This is a genomic window from Amycolatopsis sp. CA-211722 (genome assembly GCF_056828465.1).
In genome coordinates, this window is sequence record NZ_CP184752.1 from 5,346,277 (window position 1) to 5,356,197 (window position 9,921).

Below are 9,921 nucleotides of genomic sequence, written 5' to 3' on the forward strand. Positions count from 1 at the left end.
AGGGTGTGATGGCGGACCAAGAGAAGCTTCTCGACCTGCTGAAGCGGGTGACCGGGGACCTGCACCGGACCCGCGAACGGCTGCGTGACGCCGAGGACGGACGGCACGAGCCGATCGCGATCGTCGGCATGGCCTGCCGGTTCCCCGGCGGGGCCGACACGCCCGCCGCGCTGTGGGACCTGGTCGAGGGCGGCCGCGAGGGTATCGGCGAGTTCCCCGCCGACCGCGGCTGGGACACCTCCGGCCTGTTCGACGACGACCCCGGGAAACGCGGGACCACCTACGTGCGCACCGGAGGCTTCCTGCCCGGAGCCGCCGGATTCGACGCCGAGTTCTTCGGGATCTCGCCGCGTGAGGCGCTGGCCATGGAACCGCAGCAGCGGCTGCTGCTGGAGGTCGGCTGGGAGGCCGTCGAACGCGCCGGCCTCGACCCGGCCGCGTTGCGCGGCAGCCCGACCGGTGTCTACGTCGGCGTTTCCGCGCAGGAGTACGGTCCGCGGCTGCACAACCCGGGCGACACGGTGGACGGCTACCTGCTGACCGGCACCACCTGCAGTGTCCACTCCGGACGGATCGCCTATCAGCTCGGCTTGGAGGGCCCGGCGGTCTCGATCGACACGGCGTGTTCGTCGTCGCTGGTCGCGGTGCACGCGGCGGTGCGAGGCCTGCGCGCGGGGGAATGCACCCTCGCTCTCGCCGGTGGCGTCAACCTGATGGCCTCCCCGGGGATCTTCGTCGACTTCGCGCGGCAGCGCGGCCTGGCGCCGGACGGACGTTGCAAGTCCTTCTCCGACGACGCCGACGGCACCGCCTGGGCCGAGGGCGTCGGGATGCTCGTACTGGAGAAGCTGTCCGACGCCCAGCGCAACGGGCACCGGATCCTCGCCGTGGTACGGGGTTCCGCGGTGAACTCCGACGGCGCCTCCAACGGTCTCACCGCGCCCAACGGCCCGTCACAGCAGCGCGTGATCCGCGCCGCGCTCGCCGACGCGCGACTGTCCACTTCGGACGTCGACGCCATCGAGGCGCACGGCACGGGCACCAGGCTGGGCGATCCGATCGAGGCCGAAGCGCTGATGGCCACCTACGGCCGCGATCGTGACCGGCCGCTGTTCCTCGGTTCGGTCAAGTCGAACTTCGGGCACGCGCAGGCCGCGGCCGGGGTCGCCGGGATCATCAAGATGGTCGAGGCGATGCGGCACGGTGTCCTGCCGCCCACCCTCAACGTCGGCACGCCCAGCCGCGAGGTCGATTGGACGGCCGGGCCGGTCACGCTGCTGACCGAGCGCACGCCGTGGCCCGAGACCGGGCGGCCCCGGTCGGCGGCGGTGTCGTCGTTCGGGATCAGCGGGACGAACGCGCACGTCGTGCTGGAACAGGCTCCGCCGGAGGAACCCGCCGCCGCTCAGGAGGCGCCCGTCGTAGTGCCGCTGCTGCTGTCCGCCGCCACGGAACCGGCGCTGGCCGCGCAGGCGTCCCGGCTGCTTTCGGTGGCCGGGACCGCGGAGCCGATCGACGTCGCGTACACGCTGACGACCCGGGCGGCGCTGCCGTACCGGGCCGTCGTCACGGGCACGGACTGGGAAACCCTGTCGGCGGGGCTGGCCGACATCGCCGCCACCCGGGTGACCGAGGGCGGGCTGGCTTTCCTGTTCACCGGTCAGGGTTCGCAGCGCCTTGGGATGGGTTCCGGGCTGTATCGGGCGTTTCCGGTGTTCGCGGCGGCCTACGACGAGGTCTGTGCGCTGCTGCCCGAGTTCGGGGATCTGGGCCGAACGGAGTTCGCGCAGCCGGCGATCTTCGCGTTGGAAGTGGCGTTGTTCCGCCTGGTGGAGTCGTGGCGTGTGCGGCCGGATTACCTGGCTGGGCATTCGATCGGTGAGATCGCGGCCGCTCACGTCGCCGGAGTGCTGTCCTTGACCGACGCGGCGAAACTCGTCGTGGCGCGGGGCCGGTTGATGCAAGCCCTGCCCGCTGGTGGCGTGATGGTGGCGGTGCAGGCGTCCGAGGAGGAACTCGGCGAGTTGCCCGAGGGAGTCTCGCTGGCCGCGGTGAACGGGCCTTCCTCCGTGGTGCTGTCGGGCGCTGAGGAACCGACTATCGCTTTCGTGGAACGGTTCAGCGACCGGAAGACCAAACGGCTGGACGTGTCGCACGCGTTCCATTCGGTGCTGATGGAACCGATGCTGGACGACTTCGCCGAGGTGGTGCGAGGCCTGGAGTTCTCGGCGCCGCGGATCCCGATCGTGTCCACCGTGGCGGAGAACGCGGACTTGACGGACCCGGCGTACTGGGTCGCGCATGTCCGCGAGACCGTGCGGTTCGCCGGCGCGGCCGAGCGCCTGACCGCCGCCGGGGTCACGAAGTTCTTCGAGCTCGGGCCGGACGCCGTGCTCAGCGCGCTGGTCGACGGGGGAGTGCCCGCGCTGCGCCGCGGTCACGACGAAGCCCGCCAGCTGGTCTCCGCGCTCGGCACGCTGCACACGCGTGGTGTCCCCGTCGACTGGGCCGCCTACCTCGGCGGCGGCCGCTTGACCGACCTGCCGACGTACGCCTTCCAGCACGAGCACTTCTGGCTCGGCCAGGAGAGCGACGCCGACGTCACCGCGGCCGGGCTCGCCGCCGCCGACCACCCGCTGCTCGGCGCCGCCGTGTCCGTCGCCACCGACGACGGTGTCCTGCTCACGGGACGCCTTTCGCTCGACCGGCATCCGTGGCTGGCCGACCATGTAGTCGCGGGCCGCGTGCTCGTCCCCGGCACCGCGTTCGCCGAACTCGCCGTCCGCGCGGGCGACGAGGCGGGCTGCGCGGGCGTGGAAGAGCTGATCCTGCGGGAACCGCTGGTCCTCGAACCCGGCACCGCCCCGGAGGTCCAGGTCGTCGCGGGCGCCGCCGACGAGCACGGACGCCGTCCGGTGTCGATCCATTCACGGCTTCCGGAGCGGCCGTGGGTCACCCACGCGACCGGCTTCCTCGGCACTCCGCCGGTGTCCACTATGGACACCACTTGGCCGCCGGAGAACGCCGAAGCCGTCGGACTCGAAGACGCCTACGACAGGCTTGCCGCCGCCGGGCTCGCGTATGGGCCGATGTTCCGCGGCCTGCGCAAGGTCTGGCGTCGCGGCTCGGAGATCTTCGCCGAGGTCGCCCTTCCTGAGCCCGAGCAGGCGGCGAAGTTCGGTCTGCACCCGGCACTGCTCGACGCCGCACTCCAGGCCACCGCTGTTCCCGGTGAGGACCAGGGTTCGGTGCCGTTCGCCTGGCGTGACGTCGTGCTGCACGCGCGGGGTGCGACGGAAATGCGCGTACACGCCCGGCCGGTCAGCGACGGTTTCGCGTTCGACCTCGCCGACGGCACGGGCGCGCCCGTCGCCTCCGTGGGCGGGCTCGGCGTCCGCGCCGTCACGGCCACGAGCTCGGTGCGGGACGGCCTCTACCGCGTCGAAGAGGTGCCGCTCCCCGCCGGTTCTTCGGACACCACGGCGGCGGCGGTCCTGGAAGCCGATTCGCTCGACACCACTCTGCGCGGGTTGCAGGACTTCCTGGCCACGGACGAGCCCGGCCCGCTGGTGGTGCTGACCGCTCGCGAAGGCGCGGCCGAAGGGCTGGTCCGGGCCGCGCAGGCCGAGCATCCGGGCCGGATCGTCCTGGTCCGCGGTACCCACGCCGACGTCGAGGCCGCACTCGCCACCGGCGAACCCGAGGTACACGCCGACGCCGGAAGCCTGTTCGCGCCGCGACTGGCCAGGGCGGGCTCCGGTGAGTCCACACTGGACACTTCCGGAACGGTCCTGGTCACCGGCGGTACCGGTGGGCTCGGCGCGCGTCTCGCCCGGCATCTGGTCGCCGAACACGGCGTCCGGCATCTGCTGCTGGTCAGCCGCCGTGGTGCGGACGCGCCGGGCGCCCGTGAGCTCGCCGACGAACTCGGAGCCAGGATCGAGGCCTGCGACGTCTCCGATCGCGAGCAGCTCCGCGGTCTGCTGGACCGGGCCGAGCCGCCGGTCACCGGTGTGGTCCACGCGGCCGGAGTCCTCGACGACGGCGTCGTCACGTCGCTCACCCCGGAGCGGGTCGACGCGGTGTACCGGGCCAAAGCCGGTTCCGCGCGGTTGCTGGACGAACTCACCGGCGACCTTGACTTCTTCGTGCTGTTCTCCTCGATCGCGGGCGTGTTCGGCTCGCCGGGGCAGGGGGCCTACTCGGCGGCGAACGCCGAGCTGGACGCCCTCGCCCGGCGACGCCGCGCCGCGGGGAAGCCCGCGCAGGCACTCGCGTGGGGTCTGTGGCGAGACGGGATGGGTGCCGCGCTGAGCGGCGCCGACCGGGACCGGATCGGCAGGGACGGCTTCGGCGCCCTCGAACCGGAAGAAGGACTCGCGCTGTTCGACGCCGCCGTGGCCGACGGCGGTGCTGTCCTCGTCCCCGTGCGGCTCGACCTCGCCGCCGCGCGGAACGCCGGTGTCCCGCCGTTGCTGCGCGGGCTGGTCCGCGTCCGGGCTCGTCGCGAAGCCGCCCGCCGCACCGACACCGGGCTGGCGGGACGGCTCGCCGGGCTGTCCGAAACCGACCGGGAAACCCTGCTGATCGACCTGGTCCGGGCCCGGGTCGCGGCCGTTCTCGGGCGGGCGGGCGCGGACGCCGTGGAGCCGTCGCGGCCGTTCACCGAACTGGGCTTCGATTCCCTGACCGCCGTCGAACTGCGCAACGAACTGACCGCGGAGACCGGGTTGCGGCTGCCCGCGACGCTCGTCTTCGACCATCCGAGCCCGGCGGCGGTGGCCGCGTTCCTCGGCGCCGAACTGCTCGGCGCCCCGGAACCGGCGCGTCCGGCGGTGACCCGGCGCGCCGCGGACGAGCCGATCGCGATCGTCGCGATGAGCTGCCGGTATCCCGGCGGCGTCCGTTCACCCGAAGAGCTGTGGGATCTGGTGGCCGCGGGCACCGACGCGATCTCACCGTTCCCCAGTGGACGAGGCTGGGACGTCGACGGGATCTACGACCCCGAACCCGGCCTGCCGGGCAAGACCTACACCCGGCACGGCGGATTCCTCCACGACGCGGGCGAGTTCGATCCCGAGTTCTTCGGCATCTCGCCGCGGGAAGCCCTGGCGATGGACCCGCAGCAACGCCTGCTGCTGGAGATCAGCTGGGAAGCGCTCGAACGCGCCCGGCTCGACCCGGCGTCGCTGAAGGGCAGCGCCACCGGTGTCTTCGCCGGGATCATGTACTACGACTACGCCGCGAAACTGGCCAGCGTGCCCGACAGCGTCGCCGGTTTCCTGGGCACCGGGACCTCGGCCAGCGTCCTGTCCGGGCGGATCGCGTACACGCTCGGGCTGGAAGGCCCGGCGGTGTCGGTCGACACGGCGTGCTCGTCGTCGCTGGTCGCGCTGCATCTGGCCGCGCGGTCGCTGCGTTCGGGGGAGTGCGACATGGCGCTCGCCGGCGGGGTCACCGTGATGGCGACGCCGGAGACGTTCCTCGACTTCTCCCGCCAGCGCGGGCTTTCGCCGGACGGGCGCTGCAAGTCGTTCTCCGCCGGCGCCGACGGCACCGGCTGGTCGGAAGGCGCCGGGGTGCTCGTGCTGGAGCGGCTTTCGGATGCTCGGCGCAACGGGCATCCGGTGCTGGCCGTGGTGCGTGGTTCCGCGGTGAACCAGGACGGCGCGTCCAACGGTCTCACCGCTCCGAACGGTCCTTCGCAGCAGCGTGTGATCCGTGCGGCGCTGGCCGACGCCGATCTGTCCACTTCGGACATCGACGCGGTCGAGGCGCACGGGACGGGCACGCGGCTGGGTGACCCGATCGAGGCGCAGGCGCTCATCGCGACCTACGGCGCCGAGCGGGACGAACCGTTGTGGTTCGGTTCGGTCAAGTCGAACCTCGGGCATACGCAGGCCGCCGCCGGGGTCGCCGGGATCATCAAGATGGTCGAGGCGATGCGCCGGGGCGTGCTGCCCAGGACGTTGCACGCGGCGGACCCGTCCGAGGAGATCGAGTGGGACGCCGGTTCCGTGGAACTGCTCCGTGATTCGAGGCCGTGGCCGGAAGTGAGGCGACCGCGCCGGGCCGGGGTGTCGTCGTTCGGGATCAGCGGGACGAACGCGCACGTCGTCCTGGAACAGGTCCCGGCCGAAACACCGGTCGAGCCCATCTCGCACGGCGTCGTGCCGTGGGTGCTGTCGGCGAAAACCGATCAGGCCGTCGCCGACCAGGCCCGCGCTCTACTGTCCCTTGTGGACACCGCGGATCCTCGTGACGTGGCGTACTCCCTGGCCGCGACGCGGACCGCGCACGAGCGCCGGGCCGCGGTCGTCGGCGCGGACGCGGAGAGTCTGCGTGCCGGGCTCGAAGCCGTCGCCGCCGGTGGCGGGATCACCGGTCGCGCGTCGCGAGGCAAGATGGCGTTCCTGTTCACCGGTCAGGGTTCGCAGCGACCGGGGATGGGTGCGGGGCTGTATGAGGCGTTTCCGGTGTTCGCGGCGGCGTATGACGAGGTGTGTGCGCTGCTGCCCGAGTTCGGGGACCTGTCGCGGACGGAGTTCGCGCAGCCGGCGATTTTCGCGTTGGAAGTGGCGTTGTTCCGCCTGGTGGAGTCGTGGGGTGTGCGGCCGGATTACTTGGCGGGGCATTCGATCGGTGAGATCGCGGCGGCGCATGTCGGGGGTGTGCTGTCGTTGGAGGACGCGGCGAAACTGGTCGTGGCTCGTGGCCGGTTGATGCAGGCTTTGCCGCCGGGTGGGGTGATGGTGGCGGTGCAGGCGTCTGAGGACGAGATCGGGGAGTTGCCGGAGGGTGTTTCGCTGGGGGCGGTCAACGGTCCGTCGTCGGTGGTGCTGTCGGGTGCCGAAGAGCCGACGCTGGCCGTTGTGGCCCGGTTCGGCGATCGGAAGACGAAGCGGCTGGATGTGTCGCACGCGTTCCACTCGGTCCTGATGGAGCCGATGCTGGACGACTTCGGCGCGGTGGTCCGGGAGCTGACGTTCTCGGAACCGCGGATTCCGATGGTGTCGGATGTGGCAGACCCGGAGTACTGGGTCTCGCACGTCCGGGACACCGTCCGGTTCGGTGCGGCGGTCGAGGAGCTTCGCGCCGACGGGGTCACGAAGTTCCTCGAAGTCGGCCCCGACGCGGTGCTTTCGCCACTCACCGACGGCATCCCTCTGCTGCGCAAGGGACACGACGAAGCCGTGACGGCGATGACCGCGCTCGCCACCCTGCACGTCCAAGGTGTCCACGTCGATTGGGACGGCGTGCTGCCCGGTGCCCGCGTCGTCGACCTGCCGACGTATCCGTTCCAGCGCAAGCACTTCTGGCTCGAACCCACGCCGGTGGGCGACCTCACGTCGGCCGGGCTGGACACGCCGGGGCATCCGCTGCTCGCGGCCGGGCTCTCGCTCGCCGAGAGTGACGGCACCGTCCTCACCGGACGGCTCTCGCTCGCGACCCATCCCTGGCTCGCCGGGCACACGGTGCACGACACCGTCCTGCTGCCGGGCGCGGCGCTCGCCGAACTCGCCGTCCGGGCGGGTGACGAGGCCGGGCGGCCGCGGCTGGCTGAACTGACCCTGCACGCTCCCGTCGTGATCCCCGAGAGCGGTCCGATCGAACTCCAGGTCGCGGTCAGCGCCGCGGCGGCGGTGACCATCCACTCGCGGATCCCCGGCGAGGACTGGGAGCTCAACGCGCTCGGCCTGCTGGCCGAGGCCGAGCCGCCCGCGAAGGGCTTCGTGTGGCCGGACGGTCTCGAACCCATCGACCTCGCCTCGTTCTACGACGACCTCGCCGACCGCGGGTTCGTCTACGGTCCGCTCTTCCAAGGCCTGCGTGCGGCCTGGCGACACGGTGAAGACCGCTACGCCGAGATCTCGCTGCCCGAGGACGCCCGGGAGGAGGCGGCTCGCTTCGGGATCCATCCGGCGCTGTTCGACGCCGCCCTGCACGGCATGTTCCTCGGCGAGGGCGAGGAATCGGGGGCGCTGCCGTTCAGCTGGAGCGACGTCAGCCTGTACGCGACCGGCGCCACGACGGTCCGCGCGCGGCTGCGGTTCCTCGCGCCGGGGGAGGTCGCGGTCGAGCTGGCCGATCTCGCCGGTGCGCCGGTACTGTCGGTCGGCTCGCTGGTCGTCCGCGCGGTCACCGGTGAGCGGATGCGGGCGGGCGAAGACCGGTCGCTGTTCCGCGTCGAGCACGTCGCTGCCGAATCCGCGTCGGCCACGCCGGTGCCGTGGGTGCGATGGGACGAAGTGACCGAGCCGGTTCCGCCGGTCGTCGTCCTGCCGGTGCCGCCGGCGGGGATCCACGCCGTTCTCGAAGTCCTGCAACGATTCCTGACCGAGCCCCGGTTCTCGGGCTCGCGGCTGGCCGTGGTCACCGGCGACGGGCTCGACGACGCGGCCGCGGCCGGTCTGGTGCGGTCCGCGCAAGCCGAGAACCCCGGCCGGTTCGTCCTCCTCGACGGCGAAGTGTCCGATGTGGACACCGCGCTGGCCACCGGCGAGCCCCGGGTCCGGGTGCGGGACGGCCGCGCCGAGGTACCGCGGCTGGTCCGGGCCGAACCCGGCCCGAAACCGGACTGGGAATCCGCCGGCACGGTGCTGATCACCGGCGGTACCGGTGGGGTCGGGGCGAAACTGGCCGAACGGCTCGTCACCGAACACGGCGTCGAACGGCTGGTCCTCACCAGCCGGCGTGGCCTCGCCGCTCCCGGGGCCGAAGAACTGGCCGCCCGCCTGGGCGAGCTGGGCGCCGAGGTGCGCGTCGAAGCGTGCGACGTCGCCGATCGTGACGCGGTCGCCGCCCTGCTGGACGGCATCCCCGAGCTTTCCGGCGTCGTGCACGCGGCGGGGGTCCTCGACGACGGCGTCGTCACCGCGCTGACCCCGGAACGCCTGGACCGGGTCCTGGGCCCGAAGGCCGATGGGGCCCGTCACCTGCACGAACTGACCCTCGACCGGCCGCTGACCGAGTTCGTGCTGGTCTCGTCGGTGTCCGGCGTGCTCGGCGGGCCGGGGCAGGGCAACTACGCCGCGGCCAACGCCTACCTCGACGCGCTGGCCGAGCGACGGCACGCCGACGGCCTGCCCGCGCGGTCGCTCGCGTACGGGATGTGGGCCGCCGAGGGGATGGGCGGGGTGCTCGACCAGGCGTTGATCGACCGGATGCGGCGCGACGGCTTCGGAGCGCTCACACCCGAAGAAGGTGCGGCGCTGTTCGACCTCGCGCCCGGGCCGGTGGCCGTACCGGTCAAACTCGACCTGGCCGGGCTCCGGGACCAGGCCCGGGCGGGCGTGCTGCCCGCGCTGCTCACCGGGCTCGTCCGGCTTCCCGTGCGGCGGGCGGCTTCCCCCGAAGCCGTCGCACTCACGCCGGAGGCGCTGGAGGACCTGGTCCGGACGCAGACCGCGCAGGTACTCGGCTTCACCACGGCGGACGAGGTGGATCCCGACCACGCGTTCACCGATCTCGGCTTCGATTCGCTGACGTCGGTCGATCTGCGCAACCGGCTCGCGGCCGCTGCGGGACGGCAGCTGGGGGCGACGGTGGTGTTCGACCACCCGACCCCCTCGGCGCTCGCGGCACACCTGCGGACGCTGCTGTTCCCGGAAGTCGTGGTGCCCGACGAGGCGCGTCTCCGGCGGGCGCTGGCGGGTGCGCCGGTGGAGCGGCTCCGGGAGCTGGGGGTGCTGGAGGCGCTCGTCCGGCTGGCCGAGGAGCTGCCTGACGCCGAGTCCGAGGTTTCCGCCGAGTCGATCGACGAGCTGGACGTGGGGGACCTGATCAGCCGGGCGATGTCTTCCGCTGAACGGGGCTGAAGGACGCTTTCGCCGCGTCGGACGCAGTGAAGGCCTCCTTCCCTACTTTGAGGGTAGGGAAGGAGGCCTTCACGGACGGGACCCCAGCGCACAGGTTGCGAAA

1 protein-coding gene is annotated in these 9,921 nt (G+C 72.4%); it reads left to right on the forward strand.

All coding sequences use genetic code 11. From position 1 onward, the window contains the following. Positions 1-8 precede the first annotated feature (8 nt). Complete coding sequence (locus tag ACOCEP_RS25725; RefSeq protein ID WP_482331544.1) at positions 9-9,818, forward strand: SDR family NAD(P)-dependent oxidoreductase; 9,810 nt, start codon at positions 9-11, stop codon at positions 9,816-9,818. Positions 9,819-9,921: the final 103 nt, after the last annotated feature.